Annotated in this window: 15 protein-coding genes, 4 pseudogenes and 1 riboswitch; of the genes and pseudogenes, 8 read left to right on the plus strand and 11 right to left on the minus strand. The window is 47.1% G+C overall.

Features of this window, described 5'->3' with window-relative positions; translation table 11 throughout:
* Position 1 precedes the first annotated feature (1 nt).
* Positions 2-454 carry a Cd(II)/Pb(II)-responsive transcriptional regulator gene (locus tag ACLIBF_RS03645; RefSeq protein ID WP_009654812.1) on the plus strand — a complete coding sequence of 151 codons (453 nt, stop codon included), beginning with the start codon at positions 2-4 and terminating at the stop codon, positions 452-454.
* Positions 455-543: 89 nt separating this feature from the next.
* Here ACLIBF_RS03645 and cueR read toward each other — a convergent pair whose 3' ends face one another.
* Both cueR and ACLIBF_RS03655 read right to left on the minus strand, forming a co-directional pair.
* Positions 544-1,008, minus strand: a complete 465-nt coding sequence (gene cueR / locus ACLIBF_RS03650; protein WP_016154433.1) for a Cu(I)-responsive transcriptional regulator — start codon at positions 1,006-1,008, stop codon at positions 544-546.
* A 13-nt stretch (positions 1,009-1,021) separates the two neighbouring features.
* Complete coding sequence (locus ACLIBF_RS03655) at positions 1,022-3,517, minus strand: heavy metal translocating P-type ATPase (RefSeq protein WP_009654818.1); 2,496 nt, start codon at positions 3,515-3,517, stop codon at positions 1,022-1,024.
* A 185-nt stretch (positions 3,518-3,702) separates the two neighbouring features.
* Between ACLIBF_RS03655 and ACLIBF_RS03660 the strand changes: the two genes are divergently transcribed.
* Positions 3,703-4,713 carry a cation diffusion facilitator family transporter gene (locus tag ACLIBF_RS03660; RefSeq protein WP_032950072.1) on the plus strand — a complete coding sequence of 337 codons (1,011 nt, stop codon included), beginning with the start codon at positions 3,703-3,705 and terminating at the stop codon, positions 4,711-4,713.
* A 120-nt stretch (positions 4,714-4,833) separates the two neighbouring features.
* On the plus strand, positions 4,834-5,121 hold the full coding sequence (locus ACLIBF_RS03665) for an ArsR/SmtB family transcription factor (protein ID WP_051541465.1): 288 nt from the start codon (positions 4,834-4,836) through the stop codon (positions 5,119-5,121).
* Between the two features lie 384 nt (positions 5,122-5,505).
* Here ACLIBF_RS03665 and ACLIBF_RS03670 read toward each other — a convergent pair whose 3' ends face one another.
* The 3 genes from ACLIBF_RS03670 to ACLIBF_RS03680 form a co-directional block, all read right to left on the minus strand.
* Complete coding sequence (locus ACLIBF_RS03670; RefSeq protein WP_016154436.1) at positions 5,506-5,754, minus strand: hypothetical protein; 249 nt, start codon at positions 5,752-5,754, stop codon at positions 5,506-5,508.
* Positions 5,755-6,034: 280 nt separating this feature from the next.
* Positions 6,035-8,173 (minus strand): AAA family ATPase, encoded by a 2,139-nt coding sequence (locus ACLIBF_RS03675; RefSeq protein ID WP_009654821.1) that lies wholly within the window; start codon positions 8,171-8,173, stop codon positions 6,035-6,037.
* Positions 8,174-8,456: 283 nt separating this feature from the next.
* Positions 8,457-9,041, minus strand: a complete 585-nt coding sequence (locus ACLIBF_RS03680) for an MFS transporter (RefSeq protein WP_009654820.1) — start codon at positions 9,039-9,041, stop codon at positions 8,457-8,459.
* Positions 9,042-9,449: 408 nt separating this feature from the next.
* Here ACLIBF_RS03680 and ACLIBF_RS03685 point away from each other — a divergent pair, with 408 nt between their 5' ends.
* A complete protein-coding gene (locus tag ACLIBF_RS03685) occupies positions 9,450-10,076 on the plus strand; it encodes a Cap15 family cyclic dinucleotide receptor domain-containing protein (RefSeq protein WP_016154438.1) in 627 nt (208 codons plus the stop codon).
* Positions 10,069-11,205 (plus strand): hypothetical protein, encoded by a 1,137-nt coding sequence (locus ACLIBF_RS03690; protein WP_009654824.1) that lies wholly within the window; start codon positions 10,069-10,071, stop codon positions 11,203-11,205. The genes ACLIBF_RS03685 and ACLIBF_RS03690 overlap by 8 nt, the downstream gene beginning before the upstream one ends.
* A 439-nt stretch (positions 11,206-11,644) precedes the next feature.
* On the opposite strand, the gene ACLIBF_RS03695 is transcribed toward ACLIBF_RS03690, so the two are convergent.
* Positions 11,645-11,974: an NIPSNAP family protein gene (locus ACLIBF_RS03695; RefSeq protein ID WP_016154439.1), complete on the minus strand. Its 330-nt coding sequence runs from the start codon at positions 11,972-11,974 to the stop codon at positions 11,645-11,647.
* Positions 11,975-12,463: 489 nt separating this feature from the next.
* Between ACLIBF_RS03695 and ACLIBF_RS03700 the strand changes: the two are divergent.
* A pseudogene (locus ACLIBF_RS03700) lies at positions 12,464-13,660 on the plus strand (IS3 family transposase).
* 240 nt (positions 13,661-13,900) lie between these two features.
* Here the strand turns inward: ACLIBF_RS03700 and ACLIBF_RS03705 are convergent.
* From ACLIBF_RS03705 to ACLIBF_RS03715, 3 genes and pseudogenes are all read right to left on the minus strand, one after another.
* Entirely contained in the window at positions 13,901-14,110 is a 210-nt protein-coding gene (locus ACLIBF_RS03705; RefSeq protein WP_032443218.1) for a YdgH/BhsA/McbA-like domain containing protein, read from the minus strand.
* Positions 14,111-14,547: 437 nt separating this feature from the next.
* Positions 14,548-14,697, minus strand: a pseudogene (locus ACLIBF_RS03710) (integrase core domain-containing protein); the annotation flags it as partial.
* Positions 14,698-14,727: 30 nt separating this feature from the next.
* Positions 14,728-15,878, minus strand: a protein-coding gene (locus tag ACLIBF_RS03715) for an IS3 family transposase (protein WP_085954962.1) whose coding sequence is annotated in 2 segments (ribosomal slippage) — positions 14,728-15,617 and positions 15,617-15,878 — 1,152 coding nt in all. Because the reading frame shifts where the segments join, the coding sequence is not laid out codon by codon here.
* A gap of 58 nt (positions 15,879-15,936) precedes the next feature.
* Here ACLIBF_RS03715 and ACLIBF_RS03720 point away from each other — a divergent pair.
* Positions 15,937-16,575, plus strand: a pseudogene (locus ACLIBF_RS03720) (ISNCY family transposase); the annotation flags it as partial.
* A gap of 284 nt (positions 16,576-16,859) precedes the next feature.
* Here the strand turns inward: ACLIBF_RS03720 and ACLIBF_RS03725 are convergent.
* On the minus strand, positions 16,860-17,210 hold the full coding sequence (locus ACLIBF_RS03725) for a DUF3147 family protein (protein WP_016154441.1): 351 nt from the start codon (positions 17,208-17,210) through the stop codon (positions 16,860-16,862).
* Positions 17,211-17,500: 290 nt separating this feature from the next.
* Here ACLIBF_RS03725 and ACLIBF_RS03730 point away from each other — a divergent pair, with 290 nt between their 5' ends.
* Positions 17,501-17,713 (plus strand): YdgH/BhsA/McbA-like domain containing protein, encoded by a 213-nt coding sequence (locus tag ACLIBF_RS03730; protein ID WP_009652456.1) that lies wholly within the window; start codon positions 17,501-17,503, stop codon positions 17,711-17,713.
* Positions 17,714-17,833: 120 nt separating this feature from the next.
* Here the strand turns inward: ACLIBF_RS03730 and ACLIBF_RS03735 are convergent.
* Positions 17,834-17,977: pseudogene (locus ACLIBF_RS03735) on the minus strand (Tn3 family transposase); the annotation flags it as partial.
* A gap of 116 nt (positions 17,978-18,093) precedes the next feature.
* Positions 18,094-18,168, plus strand: a riboswitch (Fluoride riboswitch).
* The last annotated feature ends 42 nt before the right edge of the window (positions 18,169-18,210 follow it).

The raw sequence follows: 18,210 nt of genomic DNA on the forward strand, positions 1-18,210 counted from the left end.
CATGAAAATTGGTGAATTGGCCCGTAAGGCGGATTGTCCGGTGGAAACTATTCGGTACTATGAGAAAGAAGGATTACTTCAGGCTCCATTAAGAGATATTGAAAATAACTATCGCCGTTACAACAATACTCATCTGGAAAAGTTATTATTTATCCGACGCTGCCGCTCTCTTGATATGACCCATGAGGAAATACGTGCATTGCTACTGGCAATGAATAATCACGGTAAAGACTGTGGCCCCATTGATGCAATAATCAGTGCCCATCTCACTCATGTTCAGCATCGTATTAAAGAATTAATAGCCCTGGAAATACAACTCAAAGAACTTAATAACTATTGCAGCTCAGACCGGAGCGTGGACGAATGCGGGATAGTACAGAAATTGACTGCTGATGAAGAGAATGGTGATCTTCCTTTAACCGTACCAACTGACCACTTGGGGGGTGTGCATTAGTGGTGTGCGCTTATAAGTTGATTAGACTGATGGCGTAACACAAGCCCATACAGCTTTGTGCTACGCCATCATGCCCTTAAAATAAGGGGTCAGGCTTTTTCCATTTCGTTACCACGAGAACGACGTTGCACTGCCCCTTCTCTCTTACCGGGATGGCTTTTAGCATCAGCGGTCATTAATGTCTGGAGTATTGGGCATTCAACTCGCTCATCCCCAGCACAGCTTTTGATCAGAGCTCTGAGTGTATCTGCCATTCGTCGCATATTTTCCATACGTCGCTCTAAATCATCCATATGCTCTTGTGCCAGACGTTTAACATCGGCGCTCTGGCGAGATTTGTCATTCCATAACTTGAGCAAATCGGCTATCTCTTCAAGAGAAAAACCAAGATCGCGCGCACTGCGGATAAAAATCAGACGATGGACATCATTGGGTGCATAATCACGGTAGCCCGCTTCGGTACGGCCAGTAGCAGGAATCAGACCAATTTGCTCGTAATAGCGAATCATCTTTGCGGAGATTCCTGATTCGTTCGATGCTTTACCAATGTTCATAGCTCCCCTTTTCTTAGTGCTCAGAGTCTTCTGCCAGCGGAGGCTGGAACCGACGCAAACGAAGTGCGTTGCCCAGGACAAATACACTGGATAGCGCCATCGCGCCTGCAGCAAAGATTGGTGAAAGCAGCAATCCATAGGCAGGGTACAGCAGGCCTGCTGCTACAGGGATCAATGCGGCATTATAACCAAACGCCCAAAAAAGATTTTGCCTGATGTTACCTATGGTTGCCTTAGACAATCCAATAGCATTAGGCACACCCTGTAGGTTGCCGGACATTAAGACAACATCAGCAGATTCCACCGCTATATCGGTACCTGTACCAATTGCAAGCCCAATATCTGCCACGGCTAAAGCTGGGGCATCATTAATGCCATCACCAACATAAGCGACCTTACCGTAAGACTCCTTCAACCGACGAACTGCTTCAACTTTCCCTTCTGGCAACACTTCGGCAACCACTTCATCAATACCAAGCTGTCTCGCAATCGCATTTGCTGTATTGGCATTGTCACCGGTAATCATTGCGACTTTGAGCCCCAGTTGGTGCAATGCATTTATGGCAATCGGCGTACTTGATTTAATAGGGTCAGCGACTGCGATAATGGCAGCCAGACGTCCATCAATAGCAACATAGAGTGGCGATTTTCCTTCGTTTCCAAGGCGTATCGCAGTCTTTGAAAAATACTCGATATCCAAGCCTAACTCACGCATAAATCGATCGGCCCCGACCTCTACGCGCTCTCCGTCTACGGTAGCCCTGACGCCCATCCCAGTAATTGAATCAAACTCAGTCAACGCTGGCAGCGATATCTCTTTTCCTAGAGCAGCTTCAACGATAGCGCGGGCAATAGGATGTTCCGAACGTGATTCAACAGCGGCAACTTTTGCTAATACTAAGTCAAGCTCAAACCCTTCGGCCAACTCCAGGTCTGTCATTACTGGGCGCCCTTCAGTCAAAGTACCTGTTTTGTCTACAGCGACAACCCTGGCATCTTTAAGCAACTGCAGAGCTTCTCCCTTACGGAACAAGATCCCCATTTCTGCACCACGCCCAGTACCTACCATGATAGAGGTTGGGGTAGCCAATCCCATTGCACATGGGCAGGCAATGATCAATACAGCCACGGCATTAACCAGTGCGAAAGACAGGGCCGGTGATGGCCCAAATGTTAACCAGGCAAGGAAAGTTAACAACGCTGCCAGCATCACCACAGGAACAAACCATAATGTCACCTTATCGACCACGGCTTGTATAGGTAGTTTAGAGCCCTGGGCTTGCTCTACCATTCTGATTATTTGTGACAACATCGTCTGGCCACCAACGGCTGTTGCACGCAACCTCAATGCTCCTTTCTGGTTAACAGTCCCGCCAACCATTAAGCTTCCGGGAACTTTCTCGACGGGGATAGGCTCCCCCGTTATCATCGATTCATCGACAAAACTTGTTCCTTCACTCACCTCACCATCAACAGGTATCCGCTCACCTGGTCGAACTTCGATAATGTCATCAAGGGCTACATCACTAATGGGAATATCGATGACAATGCCGTTACGCAGCACATGCGCCTCTTTGGCCTGCAATCCAACCAAACGCTTGATAGCCTCAGACGTTCGACCTTTAGCTCGCGCCTCCATAAATCGTCCTAAAAGAATAAGAGCGACGATTACCGCAGCAGCTTCGTAATACACATTGACGGTACCTTGAGGCAAAAGACCTGGAGCAAAGGTCGCAATCATTGAATAACCGAATGCAGCGAGAGTCCCGACGGAGACGAGAGAGTTCATGTCTGGGCCAAGTCTTAATAACGCGGGAATACCTTTCAGGTAAAAGCGCCGCCCCGGAATAGCCAACACCAGCAATGTTAATACAAACTGGAGATACCAGCTTTCCTGGAGCCCAATGGTATCCATTATCCATTGATGCATTCCCGGTATCACATGCGACCCCATTTCCAGAATAAATACTGGTAACGCAAGTACGGTCGCCAGAACTAAATCTTTCTTCAACGCAACCTTTTCAGCATCTTTTTTTTCTGCGGCACTATCATTATTCTGGCTTTGGTTATCAACCAGGCTGGCTTCATAACCGATTTTTTCGATAGCAGTTATGAGGTCATCAACTCCTGCGGTTCCACGTACAGTAGCTCTTTCAGTCGCTAAATTAACAGTGGCTTCTTTTACACCTTTAACCGCTCGGAGCGATTTTTCGACACGCCCTACGCATGATGCACATGTCATGCCCTGAACTGATAACTCTACAGAAGCTTGAGGAACCTCATAACCAACCTTTTCAACTGCTTCAACCAACGCCATACGATTAACGAATGCATTTAGGCGGATATCTGCACGCTCTGTTGCAAGGTTAACGCTTACGTTTTGTACGCCTTCAACCTTAGCCAGAGCGGCTTCAACTCGTCCAACGCAGCTTGCACAAGTCATTCCCTCAATGGGCAAGCTGACTTGAGTTTCACCATCATTAGAATGCTGTTTTTTTTGAATGCTCATGATGTATTTCTCATCGTTATGGTCAGATAAAGAACAACCTTAAGGCTTACCATCGTGGGAAGGTCAAGCGCATTATTTTGAACATGCCGATGCCGTGGAAGGAATGGATATAAAAACCCTTTACATGAACACATATTCATATGTTATATTGAAGGCATCATGTATAACCAACCGCTTGAGGCCCTATGTCACAATCACATGATCACGAGCATGACCATACTCCAGCAGTAACCAGTGCAAACGAGCGTAAAGTCCTTATCTCCTTCCTCATGATATTCACATTTATGGTGGTCGAAGCTGTTGGAGGGATACTTTCTGGCTCATTAGCATTGCTGGCAGATGCAGGCCACATGCTTACAGATGCAGTAGCTTTGGCGCTGGCTTATGCGGCATTCCGTTTTGGCCGTCGAGCTGCTGATAGCAAACGAACCTTTGGATATTTGCGATTTGAAGTCATCGCGGGATTCTTTAATGCCCTGACACTCTTCGCTATTGTGGCGTGGATTGCATATGAGGCATGGGAAAGGTTACAAGCTCCACCAATTATACTGGCAGGCCCAATGCTGATCGTTGCCATTGCAGGATTGTTGGTCAACATATTGGTATTATGGATCATGACCCGTGGTGAGACCGATCATGTTAATGTCAAAGGTGCTATTTTACATGTGATGGGTGATCTATTGGGTTCTGTTGGCGCTATTGTCGCCGCTATTGTCATTTACTACACGGGCTGGACACCGATTGACCCAATACTTTCCGTTCTTGTCGCAGCACTGGTTTTACGTAGTGCCTGGAAATTATTAGCAAAATCGCTGCACATCCTGTTAGAAGGAGCGCCTGAAGATGCCTCCCCAGACAAGGTGGAACAGAGACTAATCAGTTCTGTTAAGGGCTTAGCAGCCGTAAGTCATATTCATGTCTGGCAAATAACCTCAGGTCGGACGATGGCAACACTGGAAGTAAGAGCCAAGGAAGATGTGGACGTAAAAGACGTTGTGAAGCTTGTAAAACAAGAACTTTATGAGCAGTTCAAAATAGAACATGCAACTGTGGGAATCGACTGGAATTACGATCAAAACGATAATACATGCAGCCTTTCACCGACAAAACTGCGTAACGAACACGAACACGAACACGAACACGAACACGAACACGGAAAAAAGCATAACCATTCTAGTCCAGGCCACAAACATTAATCAGGCCTCTGGTGATGCACTATCAATTTAGGAGGGAGAATCATAATGTCCAGCACATCAGATTGCGGCAACATACAAGACTGTTCCGCGACAGATCATGTCGCGGAGCCAGATCTATCAATGCTCTCGCAAAACGACATTGGGCAACTTTCCGAGATTTTCCATCTACTGGGGGACCAGTCAAGACTACGAATCCTGCTTTACTGTATGCGTGGTTCGGTCTCTGTAGGCGACATTGCTGAGTCGCTCCAGTTATCACAATCTCTGGTCAGTCATCATCTGAGGTTGTTACGAAGTGCAAGGCTTGTTCGCGGAGAGAGAAAGGGTAAGTACATATTTTATAGCATAATGGATCACCATGTAAGTCATGTTCTTCAGGACATGGTATTTCACATAGCTGAAGAATAACCCGAATGAATTTTGATAAGTAGAGCTTGTGTAATTCCAACTCACCTTAGTTTTTCATTACTTTGGTGAGTTGTTTCATCATTAATTTATTAAAACCTTAATAATTAACCTTTTAATAATGAAACCTGCCCCCTTCCCTTGTATGTAATAAATACCTGATGGTTCACTATCACCAGATAAAGCGAAGTGAGCAGGCCACCTCATGAAGGAGAAACCTTGCTTTGCAAGCTTATTGAATAGCCACGGATAATCTAGTTTGTCTGCTTCGTGCCAAAAGCGGACATTGCTACATCACAATGCGTTATGGTCAACATCAGAATGCAGCCCTTGTGTTGTGACGTGTAGTCTGGCCTAAACGCAGTTGCACTACATTACCTCGTGGGGTCAGCGACGGCCCCGTTTCAGTTCACGTACACAGGGATCATACTCATCTGCATAGCCACCAAAGTCATGGCTGGGCATGAAGTACCACTTTTCACCTTTCCAACCAGCGATCCGGGTGGTCGGTTTGGTTTTATTCAGAACAACAATACAGACGCCGACGGGAGACACTGGAGGAAGAAGTCGTTGCACCACACACTCACGATTGCCCACATCAATCCAGTCTTTGACGTGAATTTCAGGATGGTTCATTGTTTATCTTCATGTGATGGAATTGCTTACCGTAATGCATCCGATTACCGTGCAAGATCATGTATCCTGTCGCCTTCCTGCTCCCTTGAGGTGGCGCTGCCTTGGTACAGTCAGCACTCTGAATGTCAGGCCCAGCCGCGAGGCCGGAAGCTCATCAGGTCGCTGCGGTAGGGGAAAACGGTCCGGGTAACAGACCGTAATCGCCTGCTGGTGGTTATTGGCCCTGACTGGAGCCGCACTGAAAACTGAAGCGCATTAATATACTCGCGCCTCCGACAGGTCAGGCAATTTCTTCCAGCGCATCGTCATTTGCCGGTGGAGGAGGAAGTATAAGCGCGTCGCACTCCCTGATGACATATTCAGGAATGAGATCAAACCGGGCAGGATCCAGCTGACAGATAAATTCATTTTCAATGTGGTAGGTCTCATTCATGAATTTACGTATTACTGCGTTCTCGAGTCCGGTCTGAAGCAACCTGAACACCTGCAGTTTCTCGTAGCCATTACGGCAGAGCAGATAAAGCGCACGTATACGATCCGGGTCGGTGAGCTGAACGAAAGTGGCCTGGTAGTCAAAGCCGGGAATGCGATCGGCGATTGCCTGGCAGCCGAAGGCAACTTTTTCTGCGGACATTTCAGGATGTCCCACTCCCTGCACAACGGGTTCACGGGTGTCGATGGGCGTTTCACGGTGATGAAAAAGGTTTGACAGCACCTGATAGGCATCACCGAGGTCGTCCATAATTTCATAATGTCGGCGAAGATAGATCAACTTGATGATGTCTTCACTATCAGAGTCAGTGACAGACTGGCAGATCTGAGCAAAAGTGCGGATATCACTTTCACCGATGAGCTGCTCGGTGATGCAGCCTGCGCTGTAGTGCAAGTGTGAGGCCGTAACCAGATTACTGAACAGCTTCCTGACGGACTTCAGTGTATCAATAATAGGCTCAACATCGTGAGTCAGCATCAGTACCGTTTCATTTTTCAGGCACTCACCGGTATTGCGGCGAAACAGCATCTCCAGGATGGCAAATTTCTTGTTCTTATCAAACGATGAAATCGGGTCGTCAAGAATGATCAGGCCTGGCTTCTTGGCTAAGCATTCATACATAAACAGAACAATGGCAAAGGCGTTGCGTTCACCGTAGCTGAGATGCTGGCTGCCGCCGCTGACGTAGCCTTCAAAGTCTTCGTGGCGCAGTTTCAGCCGACATTTATCGCCTTCCCCAGTGATATCCACCTGATAACGATAGCCTGCGTAAGCCAGAAAGGTATTGATATCGGTTTTATGCTTGAGGATCAGCTTCTGCATGCCCTGACGCTGCTTATTTATTTGACCCTGCAGGCGTCCGGCCTGCGTCGTCAGGTCGTCTAAAGAGGTATTGAGACTGGCTACGGTGCGGGCCGTTTTATCCGACTGCAGCTCCGGGAAAAACTTCACGTCTAGGCGACAGGCTTCCAGTGCAGCCTTGACGTTGGTTGAAGCGCTGAACGTAAAGCCGTTAAGAGTCTTAAGGGTATTCAGCATATTTATCAGGCTGTCTGTCTGCTTCTTCACTGTCACGAGATATTCTTCGTGCTGTTTTTCCAGCCCACTTTTTAGGGTTGTAATATCAGCGAGGCGGGCACGGGCAGGCTCTGAAAAATATTCGCCGAGTTTATCTAGCACGCCGATCAGGCCGATCAGGTTTTTAATGACAGCCTTATCATACTCCGCGCTGACGCGGCTAATCTGCTCGGCCTTTTCACGGGAGTCGCCAGTACAGAACGGACAGCAGCCGTCGGATAGCGCGGAGAATTTCTCATACCCCCGGGTCTGCCACTCGATCCACTCTACGCTGCTTTTACTTTGGATGTACGGCTTATAAGATTCCAAACCGTCGGGAATGTGCTGAAGCTTGTTGCCAGCGGATAAGCCTTTCATACCGGTAGACGTTTTTGCAATCCCGGTACTACTCAGCTTAAATGCGGCGCTGAGTTCCCCCAGGTGCGTGATGAATTCTTCAAGCCCGACGTTATCAGCAAACTGCTGCCGTATGGCCACGACCATGGCTTCGATTTCGCGTTCTGTCTCGTGATACGCTTCACTTTTGATGAAGATGTCAAAACTATTACTTACTAACTCGTCTGGTTGAAAAGTGAATTGATCGACATATTTTTCATTAAAGCACATGACGTTTTGCAGGCCATCGACACCAGTTACCCTAGGCTGTACTGCATCGGGATTAGAACCACGGTATCTAAACGGAAGCAGGTCGCTGAGACCCTGTTCATCCCCGTTTACCGTACACTGAATCGCGCGGGAAATGGTGCTTTTTCCGGTGCCGTTAGGCGCAAATTTAATATTTAGTTTTTTTTCTGCCAGAGTTATATTTGCTTTATCGATGTTATTACAGCAATTAATTTCAATTTCCATACCTAATCCTTTACGGCAAAGACACTGAGCAGGCCCCGTATATTGCAGGCCCGATTAATTATTTAAGCTGAAGCCAGAACATATAAGCACCGTTTCATTTTTGAGTAAAGCACTCCGGGATTCGCCCTTGGTACCGCAGCGCCGGAGCAGTTGTTTTATAGAGCGTATGTACGGCGCTTGTGATGTATGTCCGCTTCGTGCCAAGAGCGGACATTTGCACCCTCAGTACCCGCACCAGACTAAGCCGGCTCAGCAATGTCGGCGTTGCTGATACTGACAGACGTTATGCCGTTTTAAAGCGACGTTTCCGGTGTATCACCATGAGAGCGACAATTACCGCCACCGCAATTGTCGCGGTCCCCCGGAAGACGACTGATGAATCTCCTAGGATGATTTCCATGAATGATGATAAAAACTGGCCGGAGAATATAGCCATAGAAAGCCAGGCAAGGTTACGTCCCCGGACGCGAGCGTGACTCTGCTCGACTGTCATATGATTCACAAGCGGCACCGACAGACCAAACCCACAACTCATTAAAACCCCGCCAGCGATGTAGAACACTACATTATCAGCGAATGAAAATATGAAATGTCCGGCAGCGTAGCAGCTAAACGCCGTGTACAGATTTCCGTACTCACGTAAACGCGCTATGAGGCGCGGCATCATCGCAGCAGCCCCGACGGCGACCAGTGAGATAAACGACAGAAAGTATCCGGTTTCTGCTGCCCCAATAGCCATGCAGCTAAACACCTGCGGAATGATGATAATGCTGGTGAAGAAGCAAATCATGGACAGCAGGGCTGCAAAAAGCACAGGCGCTAATCGAGTCGCACTCACCGATTCGCTTTCTCCGGCGTTTTCATTCATGTTTTCTGTCCCAGAGGACAATTGTTACGGCACAAACGCCAGCTGCATAACCAGAAGAACCTAGGCAAAAAGATGAAGCAAAAACGGCCACTGCCAGCCAAGGGTTGCAAGTAATCCGCCTATAAACAGAAAAATGACACCGCCCAGCTCAATCAACATTCCCTGCGAAGGTATCATTTTCAGGCAAGCCTGACCGCTATGAAACGAGGAAATCAATCCGGTTCCTGCTGACATGACGATGGCGGTATCTGACTGAAATCTGGATGTATCTTCTTCCAGATCTACTTAAAACTCGTTCTGATAACCATACCGAGAAATAACTGTCAATCCATCCATATCTAGGGTTTGATATAGTAAAATTACCTATATATAGTTTTTTTAGTTTTCATCTCACTTGGACGCCATTTCATGAAAAGTCACGAGTACATTGTGATTTGCGGTTTTAACCGCAGTAAAGTCGGCCGATATATTGCCATTGTTGCCTCAGTTATATCGTTCGTTCTGATTTTACTAGCACTCACACTAATCGAATGGCTGAAAAACTTTCACATTAACAGCCACATACCTGCCTCAGTTTTTTCACTTATTAGCGCCGGTGGGATCTACATGGGGTTGTATACATGGTTTGATAAAAATCTCTGGCATAACACCTACCTCGGGAAATTTTTATGTGTGCCAAATCTTGCAGGCCGCTGGAATGTTGAAGGCCATACCCGATCTGAAGGTGGTAAACCCTGGGAAGGTGAGCTGAGAATTGTCCAGTCATGGGACAAAGTCAGAATTCATCTGAAAACTCAATCATCGCATTCGGATAGTGTGACAGCCTCCATCATTCATGACGAGGGAATTGGTTACCAGCTGCTTTATAACTACCGCAACCAACCCAAGACAGGTGAAGAACACCTGACTTCACATGTTGGATTCGCAGAGTTCAGGTTCGACGACGGACTCAAATCTGCTGAAGGCCATTATTTTAACGGTCAAGGCCGGGCTACTTACGGAACAATGACAATCACTAGGATCGACAATGTCTAATTCATTTAGTGCGCGAATTGAACGCATGAAGTCTCGTCGTAAAGGGACATTCGATCAATTAAACGTAGCCAGAGAGTCAATCAGTAACCAGAGGATTGATGGACTGGAAAACTATGCTTTGCTAGAAGGTTTCCTGGATTTAAATGAAAGTTGGGAAACCAGGGGAAAACAAGATTCTGCAACCCGCTATGTTATAGGTGCCATGCAACCGGTTGATAACCGCTATACCGAAATTTCTTTTGAAACTGCCAAGCGTATTGAGAACCAACTGGTAAAGAAATTAGATCTTAATCTGGAGTTTCGTGTCCAAGGCTCTGTACCACTGGATATTCATATTAAAAGTTTCAGTGATGTGGATCTGCTGATTATAGACACTCAGATGCTTATTTATGATAGCGACGGTATTGGCCGCTACACCCCTACGAACAAAAATGATGGGGATGTCATCCTTGAACTCAGGGATGCCGCTAGGGATGCCCTGAAAGCAACTTTCCCTGCGGCAGATGTTGATGACAACAACGCCAAATCTTTGAGAATAACGGGAGGGTCTTTGCAGAGAGAAGTGGATGTGGTGCCAAGCATCTGGTGGGATACCAAAGAGTACCAACATACTAAAGATGTAGATCAACGTGGGGTCACTATTATAGATAAAAACACACGTCAACGTATCTACAACCTACCTTTCCTCCACATCAAACGAATTAAAGACAAATGCGATCAATGTAATGGAGGATTGCGTAAGTCTATTCGTTTTCTTAAGACACTAAAAGCGGATAGTGAAGCTGAGGGTACTAAAATTGAACTCAGTAGTTATGATATTGCCTCGCTGATGTACCACGCAGATGGTAACAATCTCCGACATAGCCAATACTACGAGCTGGCTGTCCTTGTAGAGACTCACAGATGGCTAAATTATCTTGCACAGAACCCTAATGCTGCAATGCTGCTCTACGTTCCAAATGGCACCAGAAAGATAATTGACAAGAATGAAACTTTTGCCGAATTGCTTAAACTGACGGGAATGGTCAATAGTATTGTCACTGAGGTGCTGCGTGAAATAACCGGCCAGCCTACTGAATATTACACACCCGCCAAAGGAATTTTACTTATAAAACAAGCGGTTTACTAACAGGATGCTATCAAGATCCACTTAATAAGTGGATCTTGAATCATCCGCGACTATTTGCCGGACAGCGCTAGTCATTCCGGCTTAAGCGCTATTATGAGATTTATTTCCAGTTTAGTATGAGTCTCCGTACTAATCGTTGATTGAAGAGACATACATGCTGGATAACTCTTAATGGGGTCAGTTTGGATATCGAAAATTATTGTACGTTAAGGCTGATTTTTTGTAAGTACCCCACTTAAACGCCCCATTCTCTTTCAGAGACCCTCTGGCACATGGATTAGGTTTTCCGAAAGCGAACTTCCGCTCTTCGCTCATAGATGCCGGTCAAACATCCCGCATTCAGCATGTGAGGCGGTAGCCTCATCTCTGATGTACTGAATAACAGTAACGTCTTGCTGGTGTGTCTATCCCGGCTTTACCATGACGTATAGCGATAGGGTCAGTGGGTTCGTAAATGCTCAACGGCACTCTCAGTGAGAGTCAGTACCGATTTAACGCTGATGCTTATTCTATCGATAATGGCCTGCCGGGGACCATGACGCCATGCTTCGCTATCATAAAAGGTGTCCTGGGCAGTTTTCAGGTGAGAGAGGCTGTTATAAGCCCTGATCAGATAGTAAGCATCGTCGTCATGTGCTGATATACCATAAGAAATAACATCCATTCCCACTGAACGGTGAAGTGGAACACTCACTTCTTTCATTATTCTATGAAAGTCTTTTCCAGTACCGGGTTTGAGGGTGTACAGCAAAAATTCGACAGTTTTCATCTTCGATATCCTATTCTGTTTTTCTCATCATAGCGAATTATGGCGACGTGTAGTCGTGAAACCGAACAGAAGAACTGGACTGCCAGGCTGTCCCCAGCAGTTATGGCTCTGAATGTCTCATGCGTGCCAGGAGCGGACGTTGCTAACATAGAGATGCTCTAATCTGCAAGGAGCAGCTCCCCCTTTATCAGACAATCTTGTCTGACGCTCCGGACAGAAATATGCTGGTTTTATCTGTTCAGAACACTGAACTATGTTCGGGAAATCACAGAGTCAGGCTAACGGAATAGAATAGTGAGCGGTGTCTTAACCCCTTAAATCGTAAAAGCACCGGTTGATAGCTGATGATGAACGCTTCTCTGATTTAACCAAGCATCGGCATTGAGAATGAATCAAAAAAGTGAAAATATCAAAGGGTAATAGCCTCCGTTTGAACCGGACACCTCACCAGTAAGACATAGTCATAGAGCTATGTTTAAGGAGTGTCCTGTGCAAAGAATCGAAGTGATCACTGGCGAGCAAAAACGCCGTCGTTATACTCCTGAAGAGAAAGCCCGTTTTGTTGCGCTCGCCATGCAGCCCGGCTACACCGTCTCACTCGTTGCCCGGCAATATGACATCACACCCAGTCTTCTTTTTAAGTGGAAACGGCTCATGAACGAGGGTGGAAAGTCTGCGATCGTCGCTGGCGACGAGGTCGTCAGTGTCTCCGAGGTCCAAGCGCTGGAGAAAAAAGTCAAACAGCTTGAACAAATGCTGGGCCGCAAGACGATGGAAGCCGAAATCCATAGGAACGCGCTTGAGATAGCCTAGGCAAAAAAGTTGATATCGCGCATGCCATTGCTGCCACCGGACGATACCTCCTCATCCGAATAGCAGAAGTGCTCTGCGTATCGCGTTCGAATCTTTATGAACGGCTGCTAAAGAAGCGCCAGCAGCGGCCAGCCCGCTATAGCAAAGATGATGACGCCCGACTGTTACCGCTTATCCGCCAGATATGCAGCGAGCGGGCGACAAACGGCTACCGTCGCGTGACGGCACACCTCAATCGTGCGCTGAAGGAACAAAACTGGCGGGTTAACCACAAACGCATTTACCGGATCATGCAGGCGAATAACCTGTTGCTGGCAAAATCTGGCCATAGAAAGCCAGAGCACAGTCATACCGGCAACGTCGTGACACTCAAGCCGGATACGCACTGGTGTTGAAATCCGCTGCTTGAATCGGGAAGTCGTGCGGGTAGTGTTCAGCCTTGACTGCTGTGATCGCGAAGCCATCTGCTGGTCGGCGACAACAGGTGGAATAAACAGCGTTATGGTGCAGGATCTGCTGACAGAGAGTGTGGAAAAGCGCTTTGGCAATACGCTTTACCTGCCACATGCCGTTGAGTGGCTGACCGATAATGGCTGTTGCTACATAGCGGACTCAATAAGAACGTTCGCCACCTCACTCAGGTTCATCGTGTGTACGACGCCAGTGCGCAGTCCGGAGAGCAATGGGATGGCTGAATCGTTCGTTAAAACGTTCAAGCGTGACTACGTGTATGTTAATGACCTGCCGGATGCCATGACAGTGATGTGAAAACTGACGGAATGGATGGAAGACTATAATAACTGGCATCCCCATAAAGGGCTGAAAATGCAGTCACCAAGGGAATACAGAAGTTCGCTGCTAGCTATAAATTAACCGTGTCCGTTTTAGCGGGGGCAACTCCACAAAGAGGACGTGGAGCTAAAATATTTGCACGGATAAAAAACCATACTTAACTATTAGTATTACATTAAAAAAATACGGACTCTTTATCAGCAGTCCGCTAAAGTCTATTCAAGGAAAAAACATGTGGCATATCAAGCATTAAAAATTAGTATATAGTGGCAGATTTTATCAAGGTATATATTCCTATAGATACCCTAAAATGATTATCTATTAATCCCCTAATTTAGCGGTCATATGCACTCGATTACCAGTATACGCAGAGAGAATTTTGTATGACGTTTGTGCTTCTTTTGCTTTAGCAGCAATTTTTGCTTCTGCACTGTCAAGAGTGGAAGCAGTTACGCTGACCGTCTGCGCCATACCAGAGAATGAGACAACAGAGAGAAAACCAGCTGCTGCGAGAAGTTTGATATTTTTCATAGTGATAACCCTAGTAAAGTTAATGTTCATCATAAGAGCATACTGCTCGTTTCCTGTTGATGAGCATTAAAAACCCTGCAACTACTATAGGGTCAATACTTTTTATTGTATTTTTTATATAGCGCTGACTGTCTTGAACATCCACTTATCGAGAAATTTTTCTTAAACAATAAAATTCACTCATAATCAATAAGATATGGCAATTTTTATATCGTTTTACACTGAAGATATTTTTTCTTACCCCATTTATATAGGTTTCAAAATATGTCTTTGCAGGTAATTGGAGGCTGGAACTCACGCATTCCTATCCCCTTCCCTTCAAACAACTCTAGCTTTACTCTGATCAAAAGAATAAATACCCAGACATTAAATCACGTGACATGAAATGCCAAAACTGTCTAAATAAACTGGACTGACCCCAGGATTAGATATAACCTTCAATTAGTAATGTCGGTTGGTTTTTCTTCATATTTCCCGTTTCGCCAGCCTGCTGGAAATTCAGCTGGAGTCTGGTAATCCAGCGATGAATGTGGACGGCACTCGTTATAATCCTGCCGCCAGTCATTAATCGTTTTCCTGGTGTGAACTGATCCTACCCACGTAATGTGGACACGGCCCTAAGCAAGGTTCTGGTTTTCAAATTGTTCAGGACTGAGCCCACCACAGGCACTGTGGCGACGCCAGCGATTGTAATCGCACTCAATATAATTAAATACAGTTGTTCTCATCATTTCCCGGCTGATAAAGCGTTCACCGTGGATGCATTCCACTTTCAGCGAGTGGAAGAAGCTTTCCACACACGCATTGTCGTAACAGCAGCCTTTCGCGCTCATGCTCCCGCGCAGATTATGCCGCTTCAGCAACGCCTGATAGTCCGCTGAACAGTACTGGCTGCCACGGTCAGTATGAACAATGACATTTTTCGGGCGTTTACGCCGCCACAGCGCCATCTGCAACGCATCGCAGGTCAGTTGTGCCGTCATTCGCGGTGCCATTGACCAGCCGATGACAGCTCGCGACCACAGGTCAATCACCACTGCCAGATACAGCCAGCCTTCATCGGTGCGTAAGTAGGTGATGTCTCCCGACCACTTCTGATTCGGGCCGCTGGCGTAAAAGTCCTGCTTCAGCAGGTTCTCAGACACAGGCAAGCCATGCTCACGATAACTGACCGGGCTGAACTTGCGGGCTGCCTTTGCCCGAAGCCCCTGGCGACGCAGGCTGCCAGCTATCGTTTTGATGTTGTAGGCCGGGAGCTCATCCGCAAGCCGTGGCGCACCATACCGTTGTTTTGCATCAGTGAATGCTCTGAGAACCGCGGCATCACAGGCCAGACGGAACTGCTGTCGCGTGTTTATCTGATGACGCCGGGAGCACCAGGCATACCAGCCGCTACGGGCCACGCGCAGCACCCGGCACATGGCTTTGATGGTGAACTCAGCCTGATATTTTTCGATAAAAACATACTTCATTTCAGGAGCTTCGCGAAGTATGTCGCGGCCTTTTGGAGAATAGCCAGCTCCTCTGCCTGCTCCGCAAGCTGGCGTTTAAGCCGGGCATTTTCAGCATCCAGTTCGCTTTCGCGTGCAGATGATGTCAGTTGTTGCTGTTGTTTTTTTCGCCAGCCATAGAGTTGCGATTCATACAAACTGAGTTCGCGGGCAGCGGCAGCGACGCCAATGCGTTCAGCAAGCTTCAGAGCTTCCTGGCGGAATTCGGGAGTGTGCTGTTTACGCGGCTTTTTACTGACGGTTACTGATTTAGTCATGTGAGCTACCTCTGGTTGAGAGTTTACTCACTTAGTCGCGTGTCCACTATTGGCGGGTATCTGTGCCAACAGCTCTCAGGCCAAGGGCCGCGTTAAGCGCGCCAACCTGACGCTGCAGGAGCGGCTGGTTAAGGAGATGTGCCTGGAGAATATCACCTGCATTGATGCCGCCAACGCCTGGATCGAAACGTTCATCAGCGACTTCAACCACCGCTTTGCCAGACTGGCAAAATACCCGAAAAACCTTCACCGCACGGTCTAGAGAGCCACCTGGAACTGGACGACATTTTCGCCTGGCAGACGCTTCGGACGCTCTCAAAAGCACTGACTTTTCAGTATGAAAAAATCCTTTATCTGGTTGATCCCACTGACGAAAACTCACGCATAGTCGGAGAAGAAATCCTCGCTTTTGATTATACGGACGGTACGCTCAAATTCCGCCATGGAAACAGAACACTGAAATATCAGATGTTCGATAAGCTGGACTGCATCAGTCAGGGGCGCATCGTTGATAACAAAAGGCTTGACGCGGTGCTGAAGCTGGCGAAGGAAAAACAGGATGAGCTTGAAGCCGCAGGAAAAAGAAAGGCGCAGCCAGAGTATGCCTAAAAGGCGGGCACAGATTCAGGCTCAGCTCAGAGCCATCAATCCGGTTCTGGCTGAACCCTCTCTTTTCAAATCAAGCCTGAAAAAATGAGCTCACTGCCCTTTTTTCTTCATCAGAAATCAGCAGAAAGTGACATTTAAAACCGGGAAATCAGGGTGACATTATCAATAAGGAAAGACAGCGAGTATAATAGTTGTAATATCCGCACCTCCCCAGAACATCTGAATTTGTCTTTGACAGAAAGAACCGCGCTTCCGGCAGGAAGCCGGCCCCCTTGAAAACTCTCTTATCCTGTTAAAAAGCCTGATATGGTTCGGAGTTAGTCGGTGTTTCCTCCGGCAATAGTGCAGTTGGCTTCACAACAGCGTACATTATCACATCAGATTTATGCCAAAACGGCGTAACGCACTGGCCCACAAAAAGAAAATAAGGACGGTTACGACGCAGCAGCTACCCAGCGTGATCCAAAAGCCAAATCGCTGACAGAAAACAGGGAATAGTAAAAACATAGGTAGTGTCGGCACTACATACCAGAATGTATACCACGCATGATTGGCTATTTTTTGCTGACTCTGTCCTTCCAGCTTCATCCACACGAGCACAAGCACAGTAACCAGGGGAAGCGCGGCGACAAGACCACCAAGCCGATCACTACGCTTGGCAACTTCAGAGATAAAAACAACCATTCCGGCGGTGATCGCGTACTTAATCAGTAGCCATAACATCATAAACCCTCACTAATCCTGTAAGTTAACGGCCCTGCACCGACCTATCTCCCCAGCGCAATCCCGGTTTCGCGGTGTCTGTTACGGCCGTATTTTCTCATGCCTCGTCAGCCACGGTGAGGCTCTTTCAAGAGCTGGGTTGTATGAAAACGAAAAAACACAGCCAACAATAATTTACAAAATAACTTATTGACCCTGTATTTACTACAGGGTTTTTAATGCACATCAACAGGTGAGACGGCGATGATGCCGGTATCACCAGATGACCAGATAACCCAAGGAATATGACCATGAAAAATATCAAACTGCTTGTTGCTGCCAGTATGCTCTCCGTAGTCTCTTTCTCTGGCTTCGCCCAGTCAGTCAGTGTTACTGCTGACACACTCAGCAACGCGGAAGCGAAAATTGCCGCTATCGCCAAGGAATCCGGTGCTTCGTCCTACCGCATCACCAGTGCTGACCAGAACAACTTTGCCCGCATGACTGCAGTCCTAGATAAGTAACCCGGGACTGTACTACCCTGAACCTGACCAGTTAACGCAAGAGATGGTCGCAGAGCAAATAGCCGGACTGGCTGTCCCCCAGTGGGATGCATCTGGTTCCGCTGGCGACCTCACACGCAATCCCTCACTGTAACGTTTTCTGATCTCACCACGCTGGCCATAACAGATTGCCCTAGCCACTGCATTACGACCTTCTCTCCGGTTAAGCTGAGTCAGGATACGTCGGCGATAATACTCATCATAAATATAATTAAGAAGGTATAAATTGCTTCATTCGGCGCACTATTGTAAACGTTTTTGGCGGGACAGGATGTACTTGTGTGTACGAAACCGAGGGCCAACAATAAATATTGATTTAATGCAAAGGCCCATATAAGATTGATTTACAAGGTGATGGTGCTCCACCTTTCCCAACCGCCGGTTTTTCAACACCGGATGATGGCGCCTGATATACAGATGAAGTTGTCCTCTTATAGGCATGTATGTCAGGTATAGCT

It is taken from the genome of Pantoea sp. PGP6 (assembly GCF_053474785.1).